This is a genomic window from Kitasatospora sp. NPDC053308, assembly GCF_055585785.1.
The window spans coordinates 64,960-88,006 of sequence record NZ_JBVJJY010000014.1; the positions used below are offsets into that span (position 1 = coordinate 64,960).

Consider the following 23,047-nt stretch of genomic DNA (forward strand, 5'->3'; position numbering starts at 1 on the left):
CCCGGCTGCTGGGTCCGTCCGACGCCGTACGGTACTCGCGCCCGCCGGTTCCGTTCGCTCGGAGGGATCCTCGTCATGCCTGCCTCCTCACCCGAGGGCTCGCCCTCATCGGGCCTTCGTGATCTTCCGGTGCTGCTCGTGGCGGTGGTGTGGGGGTCGAGCTTCCTCGCCGTCCAACGGGTGGCGGAGCCGGGGACGGTCGTGGCGATGCTCGTGCTGCGTTTCGGGCTGGTGTTGCCGTTGCTCGGAGTGGTGGCCCGGCGGGCCCTGCGGAGCCTGAGCCGTGCCGAGTGGCTCGGCGGTGCCGCCCTCGGGCTGGTGCTCAGCGGGATCTTCCTGCTGGAGACCTACGGTGCCGTGCACACCTCTGCGACCAACGCCGGACTGATCATCAGCCTCGCGATGGTGCTCACCCCGCTCGGCGAGAGCGCCCTCGGCCGGACCGCGCCGCCGAAGGCCTTCCTGGCGGCAGCCGGACTGGCCGTCCTCGGCGTGGCCCTGCTCACCGGCGACGGCGGGCTGCGGCCCCCGTCCTTGGGTGATCTGCTGGTGCTGGGCGCCGCCTTCGTCCGCTCCGCGTACGTCCTCGCGATGGCCCGCACCCGGGCTGTCCGCGACACCGACATGCTCGCCGTGACGTGGGTCCAACTCGCGGTGGCCACAGCGGTGTTCGCCGTCGTCTCCCTGTCGGCGGGCCCTGCGCCCTGGACCGTCGCCCGTTCGTACGGGGTGGACCAGTGGGCCTGGTTGCTGCACCTGTCCTTGTTCTGCACGCTGTTCGCCTTCTTCGTCCAGATGTGGGCGGTGCGGGCCACCTCACCCTCACGAGTGAGCCTGCTGCTCGGCACCGAACCGCTGTGGGCCGCCGTCTTCGGGATCACCGTGGCCGGGAACCGGCTGGGCCCGCTCGCCCTGCTCGGCGGAGCCCTGGTGCTGATCGCGACCGAGTGGGGCCGTCGGACCGCCCCCGCACCGGACCCGGCCGCGCGTGCGCGGGTGGCCGCCGAGGGAGAGGCCGGGGCCGAGGGGCCGACGCGGGAGCCGGCCCCGGCCTGATCGGTCGCCGTGGATCACCGGCGCCACCGCATCGTCCGGCGGGCGTAGTCCAGGGTGACGGCGCCGAGCAGCGGGCCCCAGGCGACCAGGGGCAGGTAGGCGAGCGTCATCACCACACCGGCGATGCCGTGCGGCGAATCCGGCTCCGCCAGGTTGTCGGCCCAGCGGCCGGACAGCGCCCTCAAGCCGAGGGCCGTGAGTATCACCGAGCCCAGCAGGGCGGGGACGATCGCGGCGAGCGGTCGGACCCGGCGGCCGCCGATCAGCGGGATCCAACGGGGGGCCACCAGCCCCCAGGGCCGGACCAGGCCGAGGGTCAGGAAGGCCAGCGTCTCCGCCAGGGCGCTCAGCGCCACGCAGTAGACGGTGCCCCAACCCGGCTGGTGCTCGGCGTACGCCGCGGCCGTCGCTCCCGTGAATCCGAGCGGGACGCCGAAACCGAAGACGATCCGCCACACCCCCGACGGGACGGTGGTGAGGACGGTGGCCTTGGCGGCGACCCGGGCCCACCGCGGGGCGGGCGGGACGTCCGGCGTGGCCGGGACCTCCGGGGCGCCCACCGCGGCCCGGCGGGCGGTGCTGTGGGCATTGATCACGAGCTTCGACATGGTGGTGGACTCCCCTCCGGCCCGGCCCCTCGGCCGGTGCGATGGCTCAAGCGTGCAGGTCCGCCGGGGGTCTTCGGCAGTGCCGATCGGGAGGTTCTCCCTGCTCAACCCACCTGTGAAATATGCCGATCGGCACAGGCGCGAGGTCGAGGCGGCGTCGTAATGTGACGGCAGTCGAAGGGCGGGCGAGTCCACGAGCCGGAAATGAGGAGGGTGGTGACGATGACCCAGTTGCTGTCCGGGGCCGTCCTGGTCCTGGTCCCGCCGGCCTGGGCGGCGCGCGGGCGGTACGGGGCGGCGGCCGTGACCATGGCGCTCGGAGTGGCGTCGGTGGCCCTCACGATCGTCGTCTGGATCCTCGGCCGATGGTCGGAGGGGCAGCGCTGGGCCGGGCTGGTGGGCCTGGTCGAGCTGGCCGTCCTGCTGCTGTCGGTGGTCACCAGCCTGCGGGCCGACCACGGCCCTCGGTGTGCGGCGGCGGTCTGGACGGCGTGCGGAGCGGTCGCCCTCTGGCCGTCCAGGTTCTCCTTCGTCGAGGGGCCGGCGGACGCCCTCACGCTCTTCGGCTTCGGGTCGATGCTCTCCCTGCCCGCCGTGTTGACCGGGCTCTACCTGCGGGGCCTGGACGAGGGACGCAACCTGGCGGTGGCGGAGGCCAGGCGGGCGCAGCGGCTGGAACTGGCCCACGACCTGCACGACTTCGTGGCGCACGATGTCAGCGGCATGGTCGCCCAGGCCCAGGCGGGGGCCTACCTGGCCGGTATCGACCCGGCTTCCGCGGCCGAGATGTTCCAGCGCATAGAGCAGGCCGGGCAGCGGGCGCTGGCCTCGCTGGACCGGACGGTACAGCTGCTGCGCAGCGAGGAGGGCGGTGGCCGCGGCCCGCAGCCGGGGCTCGCCGAACTCGCCGAGGTCGCCGAGCGGTTCACCGCGACGGGTGGTGCCGAGGTCCGGCTGGAGCTGCTGGCGGAGGCGCTGCCGCGGGAGGTGGGGAGCACCGTCCACCGGATCGTGGTCGAGGCCCTGACCAACGTCCGGCGGCACGCTCCGGCCGCGCGGGAGGTCAGGATCCGGGCCCGCCGCAGCGCTGGACGGCTGGAGCTGACGGTGATCAACGACGGTCGGGCGCCGGGCCCGACGGGGAGGCCGCGCCGGGGCGGCGGCAGCGGACTGCCGGGGCTGGCCGCCCGGGTCGAGGCCCTCGGAGGCTCGCTGGAGGCCGGTCCGTACGAGCGGGAGGTCTGGCGGGTGACGGCGGTGCTGCCGTTGGAGCAGGCCGGCGCAGGGCCGGTGGGATCGTAGCGGCCGACGCGGGTCGGCGGCGGGGAGGTATGGGGGATGGGCAGGGACACAGGGCCGGTTCGGATCCTGATCGCGGACGACCAGGCGGAGGTGCGCAGTGCGTTCCGGATGATCCTCGACGCCCAGCCGGACCTCGCGGTGGTGGCGGAGGTGGCTGACGGCGCCGCAGCGGTGGCGGAGGCGAGGAGGCTGCGGCCGGACGTCGTGCTCGCGGACATCCGGATGCCGAGGCTCGACGGTCTGGAGGTCACGCGGCAACTCGCGGGAGAGCACAAGGTGATCGTGGTGACCACCTTCGACCTCGACGAGTACGTGCACACCGCGCTGCGGTACGGGGCGGCCGGGTTCCTGCTGAAGCGGTCGGGTCCGGTGCTGTTGATCGAGGCGGTCAGGGCGGCGGTGGCCGGGGACGCGTTGATCAGCCCGCAGATCACCGTGCGGCTACTGCGGCACATGGCCCTCCCGGGCCGGGAGCCGCAGCCTGGGCCCGGCGCCGGGGCGCCGACCGCGGCGCCGCCGCCGAAGCCGGCGGTGGTCGGGCCGGTGGAGGAACTGACCACGAGAGAAAGGGAGATCGCCGAGTTGGTGGCGGACGGTGCGACCAACGCCCAGATCGGGGCGGGGCTGTTCATCTCACCGGGGACGGTGAAGAACCACCTCGCCAACATCCAGCGCAAGGTCGGGGCCCGTAACCGGGTGGGCGTCGCGGCCTGGGTGTGGGAGCAGGCGGCCGGCAACCGCTGACCGGTCACGGGCCCCGCGCGCGAGACGGGACGGCCCCCGGGTCCATCCCCCGGGTCCTTCCCCAGCACATCCCCGGGTCGCCCCCCGGCCGTCCCCGCGCCGCCCCGGCGGTGCCGCCGTCTCGGAGGCCGGGGCCTCCCGGGGGCCTCGGCCGCAGGAGGCGGAGGCCGACGTGGGCGGAGGGGCTGGAGACCCCCGCCCCACGCTCGCCCCGCGCGCTTGTGAACGAAGGGTCAAGCGAGCGTTCGGCCCCCCGCCACCCCTGCGAGTGAGCCGCTATAACACGTCAACATGACGCCCGGAAATTTGCCCGCGCCGACGCATAGTTGATATAGGAACGCGCCCCTGACCAGCCGCTTCACAAGTAAATGCGACTGGTTGTGATCACTTGACTCCTTTGCGTCGACAAATCTGGGCATGTTCACTTTCGCCACCATTCACATGGTGTCGTAGATCACAAAGATCCCGCTGAACTGCGTGTCGCAGATCACAAGCCGACGGGCATAGGATGCGCTCGTTCCAGGCTTTGTGAACTGCCTCACATGAGGTGGATCCCGGGAACCGGAGGGCGGGTTCACCTGAGCGTGACCCGCCGGTTCCGATCTGCAGTCAAGGACGACTGGACGGAGGGAGCGGGGGCTATGAATGCCTACGCGCCGATCCTCGTACTCGGTGCCATCGCGGCGGCGTTCGCGGTCGGCTCCGTCGTGATGGCCTCACTCACCGGCCCCAAGCGCTACAACCGGGCCAAGTTGGAGGCGTACGAGTGCGGCATCGAGCCGACCCCGCAGCCCGTGGGCGGCGGTCGGTTCCCGATCAAGTACTACCTGACGGCGATGCTCTTCATCGTCTTCGACATCGAGATCGTCTTCCTCTACCCCTGGGCGGTGACCTTCGACGCCCTGGGGATCTTCGGGTTGGTCGAGATGCTGCTCTTCATCGCCACCGTCTTCGTCGCGTACGCCTACGTCTGGCGCCGCGGCGGCCTGGAGTGGGACTGAGCCCCATGGGACCGACCCCCGGAGCGGGACTGAGCGCGGGGTGGCCGCCGCCCTTGTGAACGAGCGGACAAGCCCGAACGGGCCGGACGTACCACAGGACTTGAGGGCATTGAGAGGGATCTGATGGGAATCGAGGAGAAGCTGCCGAGCGGCTTTCTGCTCACGACCGTGGAGACGGCCGCCGGCTGGGTGCGCAAGGCGTCACTCTTCCCGGCCACCTTCGGTCTGGCCTGCTGTGCGATCGAGATGATGACCACCGGCGCCGGCCGCTACGACCTGGCCCGGTTCGGCATGGAGGTCTTCCGGGGCTCCCCCCGGCAGGCCGATCTGATGATCGTGGCGGGGCGGGTGAGCCAGAAGATGGCCCCGGTGCTGCGCCAGGTGTACGACCAGATGCCCAACCCCAAGTGGGTCATCTCGATGGGCGTCTGCGCCTCCTCCGGCGGGATGTTCAACAACTACGCGATCGTGCAGGGCGTCGACCACATCGTCCCGGTGGACATCTACCTGCCCGGCTGTCCGCCCCGTCCGGAGATGCTGATGGACGCCATCCTGAAGCTGCACGACAAGATCCAGCACGAGCCGCTGGGCGTGAACCGGCGCCGGGCCGAGAAGCTCGGCGAGGCGCTCGCCCTCAAGGCCACCCCGATCAGCGAGATGCGGGGGCAGCTGCGATGAGCGAGCGCGGCAAGCGAGTCATCCAGGGGCGCGCGCGGGTCGACGCCACTGCCGAGCGCGGCGAGGTGAGCGCATGAACGACCAGGTACCCGAGACCCGCCGCGAGCAGCCGGTCCGCGAGATCCCGGTCGAGGTGGTCGGCCGTCGGCAGGGCATGTTCGGTGCCCAGGGCAGCGGAGACACCTCCGGCTTCGGCGGCCTGACGGCCCCGGTGGTGCTGCCCGGTCCGAGCGAACGCCCGTACGGCGGCTGGTTCGACGAGGTCGCCGACGAGCTGGAGGGCGCCCTGGAGGAGCAGGGCCTGGACCCGGTCGAGGTGATCGAGAAGACCGTGGTCGACCGCGGCGAGCTCACCTTCCACATCGACCGCGCCCACCTGCTGAAGACCGTGCGGATCCTGCGCGACGACCCGGCGCTGCGCTTCGAGCTGTGCCTGGGCGTGAGCGGCGTGCACTACCCCGGTGACAAGGGCCGCGAGCTGCACGCGGTCTACCACCTGCGGTCGATCACCCACGGCCGGTTGATCCGGCTGGAGGTCACCGCGCCCGACGCCGACCCGCGCATCCCCTCCGTGGTGAGCGTCTACCCGACCAACGACTGGCACGAGCGCGAGGCCTACGACTTCTTCGGTCTGGTCTTCGACGGCCACCCGGCGCTCACCCGGATCATGATGCCGGACGACTGGCTGGGCCACCCGCAGCGCAAGGACTACCCGCTCGGCGGCATCCCCGTCGAGTACAAGGGCGCCCAGATCCCGGCTCCCGACCAGCGGAGGTCGTACAGCTGATGAACACCCAGCACGACGAACAGGCCCAGGAAGCGGACGCCCGCGAGACCACCGAGGGCCGGGTCTTCACCGTCACCGGCGGCGACTGGGGCGAGGTGGTCGAGGCGGTCGGCCGGGCCGACGACGAGCGCATCATCGTCAACATGGGCCCCCAGCACCCGTCCACCCACGGGGTGCTCCGGCTGATCCTGGAGATCGACGGCGAGACGGTGAAGGAGGCCCGCTGCGGCATCGGCTACCTCCACACCGGCATCGAGAAGAACATGGAGTTCCGCAGCTGGGTCCAGGGCACCACCTTCGTGACCCGCATGGACTACCTGACCCCGCTGTTCAACGAGACCGCCTACTGCCTGGCGGTCGAGAAGCTGCTCGGCATCACCGACGACGTCCCGGACCGGGCGAACGTCATCCGGGTGATGATGATGGAGCTCAACCGGATCGCCTCGCACCTGGTCTGCCTGGCCACCGGCGGCATGGAGATCGGCTCCACCACCCTGATGATCTACGGCTTCCGGGACCGCGAGCTGATCCTGGACGTCTTCGAGCTGGTCACCGGCCTGCGCATGAACCACGCGTACGTGCGCCCCGGCGGCCTCGCCCAGGACCTGCCGCCCGGGGCGGTCGACCAGATCCGCGAGGCGGTCAAGGTCTTCCGCTCGCGGATGCACGAGTACGACAAACTCGCCACCGGCAACCCGGTGTTCAAGGCCCGCCTGGTCGACGTCGGCTTCCTGGACCTGCCCGGCTGCCTGGCCCTCGGCGCCACCGGCCCGATCCTGCGCGCCACCGGCCTGCCGCACGACCTGCGCAAGAGCGAGCCGTACTGCGGTTACGAGGACTACGACTTCGAGGTCGCGATCGCGGACAGCGCCGACTCCTACGGCCGCTTCCTGATCCGGCTGGAGGAGATGAAGCAGTCGCTGCGGATCGTCGAGCAGTGCCTGGACCGGCTGCGCCCGGGCCCGGTCATGGTGGCCGACAAGAAGATCGCCTGGCCGGCCCAACTGGCCGTCGGCCCGGACGGGATGGGCAATTCGCTCGACCACATCCGCAAGATCATGGGCACCTCGATGGAGGCCCTGATCCACCACTTCAAGCTGGTCACCGAGGGCTTCCGGGTCCCGGTCGGCCAGGCGTACGCGGCGGTCGAGTCGCCCAAGGGCGAGCTGGGCGTGCACGTGGTCAGCGACGGCGGGACGCGCCCCTACCGGGTCCACTTCCGGGACCCGTCGTTCACCAATCTGCAGACGATGGCGGCGATGTGCGAGGGCGGCCAGGTGGCCGACGTGATCGTCGCGGTGGCCGGGATCGACCCGGTGATGGGAGGCGTGGACCGGTGACCAACGTCGAACTCGGACTGCCGGCGCTGCCGGCCGCACCGTACCCCGAGGAGGTGCACGCCCGGCTGGCCGCCGACGCCGCCGAGCTGATCGCCCGCTACCCGCAGCCCCGTTCGGCGCTGCTGCCGCTGCTGCACCTGGTGCAGGCGGAGGAGGGCTTCGTCAGCCGGACCGGGATCCGGTTCTGCGCCGAGCAGCTGGACCTGACCACCGCCGAGGTCACCGCCGTCGCGACCTTCTACACCATGTACCGGCGCAGTCCGGCCGGGAAGTACCACGTGGGGGTCTGCACCAACACCCTGTGCGCGGTGCTCGGGGGCGACCAGATCTTCGCCGAGCTGCAGGACCACCTGGGCATCCGCAACAACGAGACCACCGAGGACGGCGAGGTCTCGATCGAGCACATCGAGTGCAACGCGGCCTGCGACTACGCGCCCGTGGTGATGGTCAACTGGGAGTTCTTCGACAACCAGACCCCGGAGAGCGCCCGGCAGCTGGTGGACGACCTGCGGGCCGGCCGCGAGGTCCGGCCCACCCGGGGCGCCCGGCTGTGCGGCTTCAAGGAGACCGCCCGGATCCTGGCCGGCTTCCCGGACGAGCGCCCGGGCGCCAACGACGAGTCCGGCGCGGGCGGCGCGCCCTCCCTGGCCGGTCTCCGGCTGGCCCGCGGCGAGGCCCTGCCCGGCACTGCCGGCACCCGGGTCGTCTCACCCCGCAACGAGCCTCCGCGCAATGAGCCTCCGCGCAACGAGCCTCCGCACAACGAGCCCCCGCACAACGAATCCCCCCGCAACGAGCTGCCCCGCACCGACGCGCCCGCCACGGACGCCCCCCGCGACGACCGCACCGACGGCTCCGGCCAGGAAGGGAGCGAGGCGTGATGACCTCCGCCGAGCCGGCCGAGAAGCTGCTCACCCCCGTCCTGTCCGACTCCTGGGACGACAGCCGCCCCTGGACGCTCGACACCTACCGCCGCCACCACGGCTACGAGGGCCTCAAGGCGGCCCTCGCCATGCCGCCGGACGACGTGATCGCCCTGGTCAAGGACGCCGGACTGCGCGGCCGCGGCGGCGCCGGCTTCCCCACCGGGATGAAGTGGCAGTTCATCCCGCAGAACGACGGCAAGCCGCACTACCTGGTGGTCAACGCGGACGAGTCCGAGCCGGGCACCTGCAAGGACATCCCGCTGCTGTTCGCCAACCCGCACTCCCTCATCGAGGGAATGATCATCGCCTCTTACGCGATCCGCTGCGACCACGCCTTCGTCTACCTGCGCGGCGAGGTCGTCCCGGTGCTGCGCCGGCTGCACGCGGCCGTCGCGGAGGCGTACGAGGCGGGCCTGCTGGGCCGGAACATCCTCGGCTCCGGCGTCGACCTCGACATCACCGTGCACGCCGGCGCCGGCGCGTACATCTGCGGCGAGGAGACGGCGCTGCTGGACTCGCTGGAAGGCCGCCGCGGCCAGCCCCGGCTGCGGCCGCCGTTCCCGGCGATCGCCGGCCTCTACGCCTGCCCGACGGTGGTGAACAACGTCGAGTCGATCGCGTCGGTGCCGCCGATCCTGGCCCGCGGCAAGGAGTGGTTCAAGGGCCTGGGCACCGAGAAGTCCCCCGGCTTCACGCTCTACTCGCTCTCCGGCCACGTCACCAACCCCGGCCAGTACGAGGCCCCGCTGGGCATCACCCTGCGCCAGCTGCTCGACCTCAGCGGCGGCATCCGCCCCGGCCACCGGCTGAAGTTCTGGACCCCGGGCGGCTCCTCCACCCCGATGTTCACCGACGAGCACCTCGACGTCCCGCTGGACTACGAGGGCGTCGGCGCGGCCGGCTCGATGCTCGGCACCAAGGCGCTGCAGGTCTTCGACGAGACCACCTGCGTGGTCCGGGCGGTCACCCGCTGGACGGAGTTCTACGCCCACGAGTCCTGCGGCAAGTGCACCCCCTGCCGCGAGGGCACCTACTGGCTGGTCCAGCTGCTCAAGCGGATCGAGGCGGGCGAGGGCGTCGACGGGGACCTGGAGAAGCTCCTCGACATCGCCGACAACATCAACGGCAAGTCCTTCTGCGCGCTGGGGGACGGCGCGGCCAGCCCGATCGTCTCCTCGCTCCAGCACTTCCGGGCCGAGTACGAGCAGCACCTGGCCGAGCGCCGCTGCCCGTTCGACCCGGCCGCCTCCACCGTCTGGGCCGACGGCCCCCGCCCCGGCCACCAGTCCGCCACCGAAAGGGAGGTGCACGCGTGACGATCACAGAGCCAACCGCCTCCACGGGGGAGAAGCCCGCGGTCGAGCTGGTCACGCTCACCATCGACGGCGTCGAAGTGCAGGTCCCCAAGGGGACGTTGGTGATCCGGGCGGCCGAGACCATCGGCACCCAGATCCCGCGCTTCTGCGACCACCCGCTGCTCGACCCGGCCGGCGCCTGCCGGCAGTGCATCGTCGAGATCGAGGGTCAGCGCAAGCCGGTCGCCTCCTGCACCATCCCGGTGGCCGAGGGCATGGTGGTGCGCACCCAGCTCAGCTCGCCGGTGGCGGAGAAGGCGCAGCGCGGCGTGATGGAGCTGCTGCTGATCAACCACCCGCTGGACTGCCCGGTCTGCGACAAGGGCGGCGAGTGCCCGCTGCAGAACCAGGCGATGAGCAGCGGTGCCGCCGACTCCCGCTTCGAGGGCATGAAGCGCACCTACGCGAAGCCGCTGCCGATCAGCACCCAGGTGCTGCTGGACCGCGAGCGCTGCGTGCTGTGCGCGCGCTGCACCCGCTTCTCGCAGCAGATCGCCGGGGACCCGTTCATCGACCTGGTCGAGCGCGGGGCGCTGCAGCAGGTCGGCACCGGCGAGGGGGACGACTTCGAGTCGTACTTCTCCGGGAACACCATCCAGATCTGCCCGGTGGGCGCGCTGACCTCGGCGGCCTACCGGTTCCGCTCGCGCCCCTTCGACCTGGTCTCCTCGCCGAGCGTGTGCGAGCACTGCTCGGCGGGCTGCGCGCAGCGCACCGACCACCGGCGCGGCAAGGTGCTGCGCCGGCTGGCGGGCGACGACCCGGCGGTGAACGAGGAGTGGAACTGCGACAAGGGCCGGTTCGCCTTCCGCTACGCCCAGCAGCGGGACCGGCTGACCACCCCGCTGGTGCGGGTGGACGGCGAGCTGGTGCCGGCCTCCTGGCCGGAGGCGCTGGCGAAGGCCGCCGAGGGGCTGCGCGGCGCCCGGGCCGGCGTGCTGCCCGGTGGCCGGGTCACGGTGGAGGACGCCTACGCCTACGCCAAGTTCGCGCGGGTGGTGCTGGGCACCAACGACGTGGACTTCCGGGCCCGCCCGCACAGCGGCGAGGAGGCGGACTTCCTGGCCGCGGCGGTGGCCGGCCGGGGCGTCGACGTGGACGGCGAGGGCCTGACGTACGAGCGGCTGGAGCAGGCGCCGGCGGTGCTGCTGGCGGGCTTCGAGCCGGAGGAGGAGTCGCCGATCGTCTTCCTGCGGCTGCGCAAGGCGGTCCGCGGGCGGGGCCAGCAGGTGTTCTCGGTGGCCGCGTTCGCCTCCCGGGGGCTGGCCAAGCTGCGCGGTGCGCTGCTGCCGGCCGCGCCGGGCACCGAGGCGGAGTGGTTCGCGGCGCTGGCGGCGGACGAGCCGCTGAGCGACGACGCGGGCCGGGCGGCCGAGCTGCTGCGCACCCCGGGTGCGGCGATCCTGGTGGGCGAGCGGCTGGCCGCCGCCCCGGGCGCGCTGACCGCGGTGCTGCGGCTGGCGCACGCGACCGGTGCCCGGCTGGCCTGGGTGCCGCGCCGGGCGGGTGAGCGCGGGGCCGTGGAGGCTGGCGCGCTGCCGGGCCTGCTGCCCGGCGGGCGCCCGGTGGCCGCCCCCGCGGCGCGGGCCGCGGCGGCCGCGGTGTGGGGTGTGGCGGAGCTGCCGACCCGGCCCGGCCGGGACACCGACCAGATCCTGGCGGCCGCGGCGCAGGGCGAGTTGGACGCGCTGCTGGTCGGCGGCGTCGACCCGGACGACCTGCCGGACCCGGCGCTGGCCGACGAGGCGCTGGCGGCGGTGCCGTTCGTGGTGTCGCTGGAGCTGCGGCCCTCGGCGGTGACGGCGCGCGCGGACGTGGTGCTTCCGGTGGCCGCGGTGGCGGAGAAGGCCGGCACCTTCCTGGACTGGGAGGGCCGGGTGCGGATGTTCGAGTCCGCGCTCAAGCCTGACCAGCAGATGGGGCGTCACCTGCAGTCGGACCTGCGGGTGCTGACCATGCTGGCGGACGCGCTGGGCCACCGGCTGGGCCTGTCCGACGTCCGGGCGGCACGGCTGGAGCTGGACGCCTTCACGCCCTGGGAGGGCGACCGTTCGGCCGACCCCGCGGCGCACCCGGGCGTGCTGCCCCGCCCGGCCACCGGTCAGGCGGTGCTGGCCGGTTGGCGCCAGCTGCTGGACAACGGCACGCTCCAGCAGGGTGATCCGCACCTGGCGGGCACCCGGCACCGGGCGGTGGCCCGGATCTCGGCCGAGACGGCGAAGGAGATCGGCGCGGAGGCGGCGGCCGCGCTGCGGCTGACCGGCCCGGCCGGCTCGCTGACCCTGCCGCTGGAGGTCACCGAATCGATCCCGGACCGCACGGTCTGGATCCCGCTCAACTCCACGCCGGGCGGGGCCCACCGCGCGCTCGGCACCACCGTCGGCCACCTGGTCACGATCGCCGCGGCCGAGGCCGAGCCCGAGCCGGCGGCGCAGGCCCCGGTCGGGGCGGACGCGGGCGAAGGGGAGGACCGATGACTCCGCAGCCGTACGAGACGCTCCACTTCTTCGGCCAGGACCCGTGGTGGCTGGTCCTGCTGAAGGCGGTGTTCTGTTTCGCCTTCCTGGTCCTGACGGTGCTGATCGCGATCGTCTGGGAGCGCAAGGTGGTGGCCTGGATGCAGCTGCGCATCGGGCCGAACCGGCACGGGCCGTGGGGCCTGCTGCAGTCGCTGGCGGACGGCGTGAAGCTGGCGCTGAAGGAAGACCTGGTGGTCAAGGGTTCGGACAAGGCGGTCTACATCCTGGCCCCGATCGTCTGCGCCATCCCGGCCTTCATGGCCTTCGCGGTGATCCCGTTCGGTCCGCCCGGCAACGAGGTCTCGGTCTTCGGGACCCGGACGCCGCTGCAGCTGACGGACTTCCCGGTGGCGCTGCTGTACATCCTGGCGACGGCCTCGGTGGGCATCTACGGCATCGTGCTGGCCGGCTGGTCCTCCGGTTCGACGTACCCGCTGCTGGGCGGGCTGCGTTCGTCCGCGCAGATGATCAGCTACGAGATCGCGATGGGCCTGTCCTTCGCGGCGGTGTTCATCTACTCGGGCTCGATGTCGACCTCGGAGATCGTGGCGCACCAGCAGCCGACCTGGTTCGCGGCGCTGCTTCCGGTCTCGTTCATCGTCTACGTCATCGCGATGGTCGGGGAGACCAACCGGGCGCCGTTCGACCTCCCGGAGGCCGAGGGCGAGCTGGTCGGCGGCTTCAACACCGAGTACTCCTCGCTGAAGTTCGCGATGTTCATGCTGGCCGAGTACGTGAACATGGTGACGGTCTCGGCGGTGGCCTCGACGCTCTTCCTGGGCGGCTGGCGGGCCCCGTGGCCGGTGTCGACCTTCTGGGAGGGCGCCAACCACGGCTGGTGGCCGATGCTGTGGATCACGCTGAAGATCCAGCTGCTGCTGTTCTTCTTCATCTGGCTGCGCGGCACGCTGCCCCGCTTCCGCTACGACCAGTTCATGAAGCTGGGCTGGAAGGTGCTGATCCCGGTCTCGCTGGTGTGGCTGGTGCTGATCGCGAGCGTGCGGGCACTGCGCAACGAGGGCTACGGCTTCGGCGAGGTGGTGCTGTACGTGGGCGCCCCGGTCGGGGCGGTGCTGCTGCTGTTGCTGCTGCGGGACTTCCTGAAGAAGCAGCCGGAGGCCGAGGAGGCCCCGCCGGGCGGTGGCACCTCCCGGCCGAAGGCCGGCGGCGACTTCGACCCGATGGCGGGCGGCTACCCCGTCCCGCCGCTGCCCGGTCAGACGCTCCCGCCGGTGCCGCGCAGGCGCAGCCGCGCCCCGAAGCAACTCCAGGACGCCCTCAACGGGGCCGACCATTCCGAAGGGAGCTGAACCGCGATGTCGTCCGACCAGTCCGACCAGTCCGACCGTACGGACCGGCCCGAGCGGGCCGACCGGCCGTCGATCCTCGGCCCGGCCGCCGGCTTCGGCGTGACCTTCAAGGCCATGTTCAAGAAGCGGCTCACCGAGCAGTACCCGGAGCAGAAGAAGCCCACCGCTCCGCGCTTCCACGGCCGCCACCAGCTGAACCGGCATCCGGACGGCCTGGAGAAGTGCGTCGGCTGCGAGTTGTGCGCGTGGGCGTGCCCGGCCGACGCGATCTACGTGGAGGGCGCGGACAACCGGGACGAGGAGCGCTACTCGCCCGGTGAGCGCTACGGCGCGGTGTACCAGATCAACTACGCCCGCTGCATCCTGTGCGGGCTGTGCATCGAGGCCTGCCCGACCCGCGCGCTGACCATGACCAACGAGTACGAGCTGGCCGACTCCTCCCGGCGGGACCTGATCTTCACCAAGGAACAGCTGCTGGTGGGCCTGTCCGAGGGCATGGTCGACACCCCGCACGCGATCTTCCCGGGCGCCGACGAGGGCGCGTACTACCGGGGCGAGGTCACCGCGGCGGCGCCGGGGACGGTCCAGCAGGAGCGCACCGACCGGGAGAAGGAGGTGCGGCAGTGAACCCGTTGACCCTGGCGGCGACCGGGACGACCTCCACCGGTGAGGCCGTCCAGTTCTGGGTGCTCGCGGTGATCGCGGTCGGCGGCGCGCTCGGCATGCTGCTGATGCGCAAGGCCGTGCACAGCGCGCTCTGCCTGGCGGCCACCATGCTGGCGCTGGCGGTCTGTTACATGGCGCAGGGCGCGGTGTTCCTGGGCGTGGTGCAGATCGTCGTCTACACCGGCGCGATCATGATGCTGTTCCTGTTCGTGGTGATGCTGGTCGGCGTGACCAGCGAGGACTCCCTGAAGGAGCAGCTGAAGGGGCAGCGGTTCGCCGCGGTGCTGTGCGGTCTGGGCTTCGGCGTGCTGCTGGTCGCCGGGATCGCGAACGCGAAGCTGGACCACTTCACCGGGCTGTCCGAGGCGAACGCCGAGGGCAACGTGCCGGGCCTGGCCCGGCTGATCTTCACCCGGTACGTGTGGGCCTTCGAGGTCACCGGCGCGCTGCTGATCACCGCGGCGATCGGCGCGATGGTGCTGACCCACCGCGAGCACGTGAAGGCGCCGAAGACCCAGCGCGAGCTGGCGGCGCAGCGCGTCAAGGACAACATCCAGGTGCCGCCGCTGCCGGCGCCGGGCGTGTACGCGCGGCACAACGCGGTGGACGTGCCCGCCCTGCTGCCGGACGGCTCGGTCGCCGAGGACTCGGTGATGGCGACGCTGCGCGAGCGCGGCCAGGTCCGGGACGTCAGCCAGGCGATGCTGCGGCGGATGGCGGAGCTGGAGAACAGCACCGCGGACTGGCTGGGCCGTCCGTCCTCGGAGCGGCCGCCGGTGACCGGTCCGCGCAAGTCGCTGGAGCCGGTGCCGCACCACGAGCCGGCCCGGCACGGCGCGGCGAACGGCGAGAACGGCCGGACGGGCGAGGAGGACGCGGAGTGAACCCGGTCAACTACTTGTACCTGTCAGCCCTGTTGTTCACCATCGGCGCCTCCGGGGTGCTGATCCGGCGCAACGCGATCGTGCTGTTCATGTGCGTGGAGCTGATGCTGAACGCCTCGAACCTGGCGCTGGTGACCTTCTCCCGGATGCACGGGACCCTGGACGGCCAGATCATCGCGTTCTTCACCATGGTGGTCGCGGCGGCCGAGGTCGTGGTCGGCCTCGCCATCATCGTCTCCATCTTCCGGACCAGGCACTCCGCTTCGGTCGACGACAGCAACCTGATGAAGCTGTAGGCGGAGGGCCTCGGTGAACTCTCTCATTCCGCTGCTGGTGGCGGCCCCCCTGGCCGGTGCCGCCCTGCTGCTGCTCGGCGGACGCGCGCTGGACCGGTTCGGCCACTGGCTCGCCACCGCCCTCGCGGCGCTCTCGTTCGGCTTCGGCCTGGCGCTCTTCTCGGACATGCTCGGCCGTGACGCCGAGCACCGGGCCGTCACCGAGCACCTGTTCACGTGGGTGCCGGTGAACGCCTTCCAGGCCGACTTCTCCTTCCTGCTCGACCAGCTGTCGATGACCTTCGTCCTGCTGATCACCGGCGTCGGCACGCTGATCCACCTCTACTCGGTCGGCTACATGGCGCACGACGAGCGCCGCCGCCGCTTCTTCGCCTACCTCAACCTGTTCCTGGCCGCCATGCTGCTGCTGGTGGTCGCCGACAACTACCTGCTGCTGTACTTCGGTTGGGAGGGCGTGGGCCTGGCCTCGTACCTGCTGATCGGCTTCTGGCAGCACAAGCCGAGCGCGGCGACGGCGGCGAAGAAGGCGTTCCTCGTCAACCGGGTCGGCGACATCGGCCTGTCCATCGCGATCATGCTGATGTTCGCCGAGTTCGGCTCCTTCGCCTTCGGCCCGGTCTTCGGCGGCGCGCACCAGGCGAGCGAGGGCAAGCTGACGGCGATCGGCCTGATGCTGCTGCTGGCGGCCTGCGGCAAGTCGGCGCAGGTGCCGCTGCAGTCCTGGCTCGGGGACGCCATGGAGGGCCCGACCCCGGTGTCGGCGCTGATCCACGCGGCCACCATGGTGACCGCCGGCGTCTACCTGATCACCCGCTCCTCGGCGATCTTCGACCTGGCGCCGGACGCGCAGACCGCCGTGGTGGTGGTCGGCGCGGTCACGCTGCTGTTCGGTGCGGTCGTCGGTTGCGCCAAGGACGACATCAAGAAGGCGCTGGCCGGCTCGACCATGTCGCAGATCGGCTACATGGTGCTGGCGGCCGGGCTCGGCCCGATCGGCTACGCCTTCGCGATCATGCACCTGGTGACCCACGGCTTCTTCAAGGCCGGGCTGTTCCTGGGCGCCGGATCGGTCATGCACGGCATGGACGACGAGGTGAACATGCGGCACTACGGCGGCCTGCGGACGTACATGCCGGTCACCTTCGTCACCTTCGGCCTCGGCTACCTGGCGATCATCGGCTTCCCGGGCCTGTCCGGGTTCTTCTCCAAGGACAAGATCATCGAGGCGGCCTTCGCCAAGGGCGGCACCGAGGGCTGGATCCTCGGCCTGTGCGCCCTGGTCGGCGCCGCCGTCACCGCGTTCTACATGACCCGGGTGATGGTGCTGACCTTCTTCGGCGAGAAGCGCTGGCAGCCGGACGCTCAGGGCAACGCGCCGCACCCGCACGAGTCGCCGAAGACCATGACGGTCCCGATGGTCCTGCTGGCCTTCGGCTCGGTCTTCGCGGGCGGGCTGTTCGCCTTCAACGACTCCTTCCTGACGTGGCTGGAGCCGGTCACCGGGCACGAGGAGGGCAGCTCCCCGCTGGCCCCGCTGACCGTCACCCTGCTGACCACGGCCTGCATGCTGGCCGGCGTCGGCCTCGCGTACCTGATGTACGGCCGCGCCCCCGTCCCGGTGGTGCCGCCGGTGGGCTCCCCGCTCACCCGGGCCGCCCGCCGCGACCTGCTGCAGGACGACTTCAACCACGCGGTGCTGGTGCGGCCCGGCTCGGCGCTCGCCGCGACGCTGGTCTACTTCGACAGCCGCGGCCTGGACGGCTTCGTCAACGGCCTGGCCGCCACGATCGGCGGACTGTCCGGCCGGCTGCGGCGGGTCCAGAACGGCTTCGTCCGCTCGTACGCGCTCTCCATGTTCGGCGGCACGCTGGTGCTGGTCGCCACGACTCTCCTGATGAGGTCCGTGTGATGAAGAGGGATTCCGCAACTCGCGGGGGAGGTCGAGGATGAGCGCCCTCCTGTCCGCCACCTGCGCCGTCCCGGCGGCCGGCGCGGTGCTGACCGCCGCCCTGCCGGCCGGGTCGACCGAGTCCCGGCGCAGGACCACCAAGGTCGTCGCCCTGGGCGTCTCGGCCGTCACCCTGGTGCTGGCCGCCCTGGTCGCCACCCGGTTCGACCCGCACGGTGACCGCTACCAGCTGACCGAGTCGTACAGCTGGATCCGCTCCTTCGGCATCACCTTCTCCCTCGGCGTGGACGGCATCGGTGCCGTCCTCGCCCTGCTCACCGCCGTCCTGGTGCCGGTGGTGATGCTCGCCTCCTGGCACGACGCCGACCCGGCGCCGGCCGGGCCCGACGGCAGCTTCGAGAACCGCCGCCGCACCCAGGCCTTCTTCGCCCTGATCCTGGCGGTGGAGGCGATGGTGGTGGTCTCCTTCTACGCCACCGACGTCTTCGTGTTCTACGTCTTCTTCGAAGCCATGCTGATCCCGATGTACTTCCTGATCGGCGGCTTCGGCGACCGGGCCGGCGGGCCGGAGGCGGCGCGCCAGCGCTCCTACGCGGCCGTGAAGTTCCTGCTCTACAACCTGCTCGGCGGCCTGGTGATGCTGGCCGCCGTGATCGGCCTGTACGTGATCGCGCAGGACCAGGGCTTCGGCACCTTCGACCTGCCGACCCTCACCACCGCGATCGCCGACGGCCGGCTGCAGCTGAGCGGCACCGCCGAGAAGGCGCTGTTCCTGGGCTTCTTCTTCGCCTTCGCGGTGAAGGCCCCGCTGTGGCCGCTGCACACCTGGCTGCCGAACGCGATGGGCGAGGCCACCGCCGGCACCGCGGTGCTGATCACCGCGGTGGTGGACAAGGTCGGCACCTTCGCGATGCTGCGCTTCTGCCTCGGGCTGTTCCCACACGCATCGAAGACCTTCGCCCCGGCGATCCTGGTCCTCTCGCTGGTCGGGATCGTCTACGGCGCGCTGCTGGCGGTCGGCCAGAAGGACATCAAGCGGCTGGTCGCCTACGCCTCGATCTCGCACTTCGGCTTCATCATCATGGGCGTCTTCGCCCTGACCAGCCAGGGCCAGAGCGGTGCGACCCTCTACATGGTCAACCACGGGCTGTCCACGGCCGCGTGGATGCTGGTGGCCGGCTTCCTGATCTCCCGCCGCGGTTCGCGGCTGATCGCCGACTACGGCGGGGTGCAGAAGGTCGCGCCGGTGCTCGCCGGGACCTTCCTGATCGGCAGCCTGGCCACCCTGTCGCTGCCCGGTCTGGCCCCGTTCGTCAGCGAGTTCCTGGTGCTGGTCGGCACCTTCACCCGCTATCCGGCGATCGGGGTCGTCGCCACCTTCGGCATCGTGCTGGCCGCGCTGTACGCCCTGCTGCTGTACCAGCGCACCATGACCGGCCCGGTGAAGGAGGGCGTGCGCGCGATCCCGGACCTCAAGGCCCGCGAACTCGCCGTGGTCGCCCCGCTGGTGGCGCTGACCGTCCTGCTCGGCGTCTACCCCAAGCCGCTCACCGACCTGGTCAACCCCTCGGTGAACGCGACGCTCTCGCAGGTCCACCAGACCGACCCGGCACCGGCCCACCCGGTCGCCGCCACCCCAGGAGGTGAGCAGAAGTGAACGCCCCCGCAGTGCTCGCCGCCGCTGGCGGGAACACCCCCAGCATCCCGGCGCCGCACATCGAGTACGGCCAACTCTCCCCGATGCTCGTGGTGTTCGGCGCCGCCGTGATCGGGATCCTGGTGGAGGCCTTCGTGCCCCGCCGGTACCGGCACTGGACGCAGGTGACGCTGGCCCTGGCCGGTCTGGTCGGCGCCTTCGTCGCCGTGGTGGTGCTGGCCGTGCAGAGCCACGGCTTCACCCGGATCGACCTGCTGGCCATGGAGTCGGTCGCGCTGGACGGCCCGGCGCTGTTCCTGCAGGGCGTGATCCTGCTGGCCTCGGTGGTCGCGGTGCTCACCTACGCCGAGCGGAAGCTGGAGCCCAAGGCCGGCGGCCTGCCCGCCGACGCCTTCGCCGCCCAGGCCGCCGCCACCCCCGGCGGCGAGCAGGAGCGGGCGGCCGTCCGGGCCGGCTTCGCCACCAGCGAGGTCTTCCCGCTCACCATGTTCGCGGTCGGCGGCATGCTGCTGTTCCCCGCGGCCAACGACCTGCTGACCATGTTCGTGGCGCTGGAGGTCTTCTCGCTGCCGCTGTACCTGCTGTGCGCCCTGGCCCGGCGCCGCCGGCTGCTCTCCCAGGAGGCGGCGGTCAAGTACTTCCTGCTCGGTGCCTTCGCCTCGGCGTTCTTCCTGTTCGGCACCGCGCTGCTGTACGGCTACGCGGGCAGCGTGAAGCTCGGCGACATCGGGGACGTCATCTCCGGCAAGGCGATGACCACCCCCGCCCAGCTGAGCAGCACCCGCAGCGACGTCCTGGTGCTGACCGGGCTGGCGATGCTCGCCGTCGGCCTGCTGTTCAAGGTCGCCGCGGTGCCCTTCCACTCCTGGACCCCGGACGTCTACCAGGGCGCGCCGACCCCGGTGACCGGCTTCATGGCGGCGGCCACCAAGGTCGCGGCCTTCGGGGCCTTCCTGCGCCTGTTCTACGTGGCCTTCCCCGGCCTGCGGCTGGACTGGCGGCCGGTGATGTGGGGGGTGGCCATCCTCACCATGGTGGTCGGCGCGGTGCTGGCGGTGACCCAGCAGGACGTGAAGCGGCTGCTGGCGTACTCCTCGATCGCCCACGCCGGGTTCATCCTCACCGGCGTCATCGCCGTCAACAAGCAGGGCATCTCCTCGGTGTTGTTCTACCTGCTGGCGTACTCCTTCGTGACGCTCGGCGCCTTCGCCGTGGTCACCCTGGTGCGCGACTCCAAGGGCGAGGCGACCCACCTGTCCAGCTGGGCCGGGCTGGGGCGGCGCTCGCCGCTGGTGGCCGCGGTGTTCGCGCTGTTCCTGCTGGCCTTCGCCGGGATCCCGCTGACCTCCGGCTTCACCGGGAAGTTCGCGGTGTTCCAGGCCGCGGCGAGCGGCGGGGCCACGCCGCTGGTGGTCGTCGGTGTGCTGAGCTCGGCGGTGGCCGCGTTCTTCTACATCCGGGTCATCGTGCTGATGTTCTTCTCGGACCCGCAGCCGGGCGGCCCGACGGTGGCGATCCCCAGCGCCTTCACGGCGACCGCGATCGGGGTGGGTGTGCTGGTCACGCTGGGTCTCGGCCTGCTGCCGCAGTACTTCCTCGACCTCGCCTCGAAGGCCTCGCTGTTCGTGCGCTGACCGACCGCGTCCACCGCTCCCGACCAGGGCCCGTCCGGGCCGCGCCCCGTCCGCGCGGCCCGGACGGGTCTTTGTCGGCACCCGGACGGGACCGGTTTCCGGCCGTTCCCGCCCTTATTCCCAGCCGAATTCGCCCCCACCGCCGTACGGCCCGCGCAGCCGCCCTGACCAGGGCGTCCGGCCCGATCATGACAGGATCCGCACGCCCGTGCAGTGATCCACTCGCGACCGGATACCCTGCCTGTATGGCCAGCGGCGGCACTCAGGGACCAGGCCGCTAGATCGACCAGGGACAGAGGAGTGGTCTTCGTGACCGTCGTGGAACCCTTCGGGCTCAGCGTGCAGGACCGCGACCTGACCCGGGACGTCCAGGCCGGACTGGACGCGGTGGAGGCGGCTCTCGGCGAGGCCGTCAAGAGCGACGTCCCCTTCATCACCGTCACCGCCAGTCACCTCCTCGAAGCCGGCGGCAAGCGCTTCCGGCCGCTGCTCCTGCTGCTGGCCGCCCAGTTCGGCGACCCGGGGGCGCCCGGCGTGGTGCCGGCCGCCGTGGTCGTCGAGCTCACCCACCTGGCCACGCTGTACCACGACGACGTCATGGACGAGGCCCCGGTGCGCCGCGGCGCCCCGAGCGCCAACTCCCGCTGGGACAACTCCGTCGCCATCCTCACTGGTGACTTCCTGTTCTCCCGCGCCTCCCAGGTGCTGGCCGACCTCGGCCCGGAGGCCGTGCGGATGCAGGCCGAGGCCTTCGAGCGGCTGGTCACCGGCCAGATCCTGGAGACCCGCGGCCCCGGCCCGGACATGGACCCGCTGCTGCACTACCTGGACGTGCTGGAGGGCAAGACCGGGTCGCTGATCGCCGTCTCCTGCCGGATAGGAGCGCTGATGGCGGGCGCCGAGCCCGAGCTGGTGGACACCCTCGGCGAGTTCGGCGAGCGGATCGGCATCGCCTTCCAGCTGGCCGACGACGTCCTCGACATCTCCAGCGACGGCCACGAGTCCGGCAAGACCCCCGGCACCGACCTGCGCGAGGGCGTGCCCACCCTGCCGACCCTGCTGCTGCAGCAGATGCCCGCCGACCCGGCCGACCCGGACGACATTCGGCTGCGCGAGCTGCTCACCCAGGACCTCTCGGACGACGAGCTGCACGCCGAGGCGCTGCGCCTGATGCGGGCCCACCCCGCGCTGGAGCGCGCCCGCGCCGAGACGCTGCGCCGCGCCGAGGAGGCCCGGGCGCTGCTCGCCCCGCTGCCGGAGTGCGCGGCGAAGACGGCCCTGGTCGGGCTCTGCGACGCGGTGGCCATCCGCACCATGTGATCCGGCGCGGCCGGGCCCGCCCCCGCGGTGCCCAGTGCCGCGCCCGCCCCGGGTGCCCCGGCCATCTGCGGACCGGGCCTCCGGCAGCCCCCGGATGGGGGAGACTGACTCCCGTCAGCTCAGCCCAGCCGGGAAGGTCGCCATGCGTCGCGTCGTCATCGCCGAGGACTCCGTACTGCTGCGGGAGGGACTGACCCGGCTGCTCACCGACCGCGGTCTGGAGGTCGTCGCGGGCGTCGGGGACGGTGCTGCCCTGGTCAAGACCATCCACGAGCTGGCCGCCGCGGACGCGCTGCCGGACGTGGTGGTCTCCGACGTGCGGATGCCGCCCTCCCACACCGACGAGGGCCTGCGCGCCTGCGTGGAACTGCGCGGCCGCTACCCCCAGCTGAACGTCCTGGTGCTGTCGCAGTTCGTGGAGGAACGTTACGCCTCGGAGCTGCTGGCCGGGTCCACCCGCGGCGTCGGCTACCTGCTCAAGGACCGGGTCGCCGAGGTGCGCGAGTTCGCCGACGCCGTGCTCCGGGTCGCCGAGGGCGGCACCGCGCTGGACCCGGAGGTCGTGCAGCAGCTGCTCAGCCGCAGCCGCAAGGGCGACGTTCTGGCCAATCTCACGCCGCGCGAGCGCGAAGTGCTCGCCCTGATGGCCGAGGGCCGCACCAACGCCGCGGTGGCCAAGCAGCTGGTGGTCTCCGACGGTGCGGTGGAGAAGCACGTCAGCAACATCTTCCTCAAGTTGGGCCTGGCCCAGAGCCCGGAGGACCACCGCCGGGTGCTGGCCGTTCTGACCTACCTCAACTCCTAGCTCACGCGCGCACCGCGGGGAACCGGGAACGGCCGCCGGAATCGGAATGATCTCCGGCGGTCGGACGTTCTTCCCCGTGTGCGGTACGGACGCGGGCCGGTGATTTCCCGCCGCACGCGGGAGTTCCGTCCCAGGCCGACTCCACCCGCATAGGATGCGGGAGGTGCACCAGGCGGACGGGGCACGGGGCCGCGCCCGCGGTGGTGTGCCCTAGGAGGTCCGCGGCAGTGACCAGTCAGGTCGATCAGTC

At 71.8% G+C, this 23,047-nt stretch carries 20 protein-coding genes; 19 read left to right on the forward strand and 1 reads right to left on the reverse strand.

The window, feature by feature from the left end:
- The first annotated feature begins 75 nt into the window (after positions 1-75).
- Positions 76-1,056, forward strand: a complete 981-nt coding sequence (locus tag ACZ6Y7_RS26860; RefSeq protein ID WP_465760501.1) for a DMT family transporter — start codon at positions 76-78, stop codon at positions 1,054-1,056.
- Positions 1,057-1,070: 14 nt separating this feature from the next.
- Here the strand turns inward: ACZ6Y7_RS26860 and ACZ6Y7_RS26865 are convergent, their stop codons facing one another.
- On the reverse strand, positions 1,071-1,664 hold the full coding sequence (locus ACZ6Y7_RS26865; protein ID WP_465760502.1) for a hypothetical protein: 594 nt from the start codon (positions 1,662-1,664) through the stop codon (positions 1,071-1,073).
- A gap of 222 nt (positions 1,665-1,886) precedes the next feature.
- Between ACZ6Y7_RS26865 and ACZ6Y7_RS26870 the strand changes: the two genes are divergently transcribed.
- The 18 genes from ACZ6Y7_RS26870 (at position 1,887) to ACZ6Y7_RS26955 (ending at position 22,797) form a co-directional block, all read left to right on the forward strand.
- Complete coding sequence (locus tag ACZ6Y7_RS26870) at positions 1,887-2,966, forward strand: sensor histidine kinase (RefSeq protein ID WP_465760503.1); 1,080 nt, start codon at positions 1,887-1,889, stop codon at positions 2,964-2,966.
- Positions 2,967-3,002: 36 nt separating this feature from the next.
- On the forward strand, positions 3,003-3,710 hold the full coding sequence (locus tag ACZ6Y7_RS26875; protein WP_465760504.1) for a response regulator: 708 nt from the start codon (positions 3,003-3,005) through the stop codon (positions 3,708-3,710).
- 641 nt (positions 3,711-4,351) lie between these two features.
- Positions 4,352-4,711: an NADH-quinone oxidoreductase subunit A gene (locus tag ACZ6Y7_RS26880; protein ID WP_030060100.1), complete on the forward strand. Its 360-nt coding sequence runs from the start codon at positions 4,352-4,354 to the stop codon at positions 4,709-4,711.
- A gap of 123 nt (positions 4,712-4,834) precedes the next feature.
- On the forward strand, positions 4,835-5,389 hold the full coding sequence (locus ACZ6Y7_RS26885) for a NuoB/complex I 20 kDa subunit family protein (protein WP_465760505.1): 555 nt from the start codon (positions 4,835-4,837) through the stop codon (positions 5,387-5,389).
- A gap of 73 nt (positions 5,390-5,462) precedes the next feature.
- Complete coding sequence (locus ACZ6Y7_RS26890; protein WP_465760506.1) at positions 5,463-6,176, forward strand: NADH-quinone oxidoreductase subunit C; 714 nt, start codon at positions 5,463-5,465, stop codon at positions 6,174-6,176.
- Positions 6,176-7,516: an NADH-quinone oxidoreductase subunit D gene (locus ACZ6Y7_RS26895; protein WP_465760507.1), complete on the forward strand. Its 1,341-nt coding sequence runs from the start codon at positions 6,176-6,178 to the stop codon at positions 7,514-7,516. The genes ACZ6Y7_RS26890 and ACZ6Y7_RS26895 overlap by 1 nt, the downstream gene beginning before the upstream one ends.
- Positions 7,517-7,533: 17 nt before the next feature.
- Positions 7,534-8,397 (forward strand): NADH-quinone oxidoreductase subunit NuoE, encoded by an 864-nt coding sequence (gene nuoE, locus ACZ6Y7_RS26900; RefSeq protein WP_465760608.1) that lies wholly within the window; start codon positions 7,534-7,536, stop codon positions 8,395-8,397.
- A complete protein-coding gene (gene nuoF, locus ACZ6Y7_RS26905; protein WP_402224243.1) occupies positions 8,397-9,758 on the forward strand; it encodes an NADH-quinone oxidoreductase subunit NuoF in 1,362 nt (453 codons plus the stop codon). The genes nuoE and nuoF overlap by 1 nt, the downstream gene beginning before the upstream one ends.
- Positions 9,755-12,274 carry an NADH-quinone oxidoreductase subunit G gene (locus ACZ6Y7_RS26910; RefSeq protein ID WP_465760508.1) on the forward strand — a complete coding sequence of 840 codons (2,520 nt, stop codon included), beginning with the start codon at positions 9,755-9,757 and terminating at the stop codon, positions 12,272-12,274. The genes nuoF and ACZ6Y7_RS26910 overlap by 4 nt, the downstream gene beginning before the upstream one ends.
- The gene (nuoH, locus tag ACZ6Y7_RS26915) at positions 12,271-13,626 is read left to right on the forward strand and encodes an NADH-quinone oxidoreductase subunit NuoH (protein WP_465760509.1); all 1,356 of its coding nucleotides are present in this window, start codon (positions 12,271-12,273) and stop codon (positions 13,624-13,626) included. The genes ACZ6Y7_RS26910 and nuoH overlap by 4 nt, the downstream gene beginning before the upstream one ends.
- Before the next feature lie 6 nt (positions 13,627-13,632).
- Positions 13,633-14,253 (forward strand): NADH-quinone oxidoreductase subunit NuoI, encoded by a 621-nt coding sequence (gene nuoI / locus ACZ6Y7_RS26920; protein WP_465760510.1) that lies wholly within the window; start codon positions 13,633-13,635, stop codon positions 14,251-14,253.
- A gap of 5 nt (positions 14,254-14,258) precedes the next feature.
- A complete protein-coding gene (locus ACZ6Y7_RS26925) occupies positions 14,259-15,176 on the forward strand; it encodes an NADH-quinone oxidoreductase subunit J (RefSeq protein WP_465760609.1) in 918 nt (305 codons plus the stop codon).
- Complete coding sequence (gene nuoK / locus ACZ6Y7_RS26930; protein WP_030235394.1) at positions 15,173-15,472, forward strand: NADH-quinone oxidoreductase subunit NuoK; 300 nt, start codon at positions 15,173-15,175, stop codon at positions 15,470-15,472. The genes ACZ6Y7_RS26925 and nuoK overlap by 4 nt, the downstream gene beginning before the upstream one ends.
- Before the next feature lie 13 nt (positions 15,473-15,485).
- Positions 15,486-17,381 (forward strand): NADH-quinone oxidoreductase subunit L, encoded by a 1,896-nt coding sequence (nuoL, locus tag ACZ6Y7_RS26935; protein ID WP_465760511.1) that lies wholly within the window; start codon positions 15,486-15,488, stop codon positions 17,379-17,381.
- A 37-nt stretch (positions 17,382-17,418) separates the two neighbouring features.
- Positions 17,419-19,038, forward strand: coding sequence for an NADH-quinone oxidoreductase subunit M (locus ACZ6Y7_RS26940; RefSeq protein ID WP_465760512.1), 1,620 nt, complete (start codon positions 17,419-17,421; stop codon positions 19,036-19,038).
- Positions 19,035-20,672, forward strand: coding sequence for an NADH-quinone oxidoreductase subunit NuoN (nuoN, locus tag ACZ6Y7_RS26945; RefSeq protein ID WP_465760513.1), 1,638 nt, complete (start codon positions 19,035-19,037; stop codon positions 20,670-20,672). Before ACZ6Y7_RS26940 ends, nuoN begins: the two co-directional genes overlap by 4 nt.
- 309 nt (positions 20,673-20,981) lie before the next feature.
- On the forward strand, positions 20,982-21,992 hold the full coding sequence (locus ACZ6Y7_RS26950; protein ID WP_465760514.1) for a polyprenyl synthetase family protein: 1,011 nt from the start codon (positions 20,982-20,984) through the stop codon (positions 21,990-21,992).
- Positions 21,993-22,134: 142 nt separating this feature from the next.
- Positions 22,135-22,797: a response regulator gene (locus ACZ6Y7_RS26955; protein WP_465760515.1), complete on the forward strand. Its 663-nt coding sequence runs from the start codon at positions 22,135-22,137 to the stop codon at positions 22,795-22,797.
- Positions 22,798-23,047 lie beyond the last annotated feature (250 nt).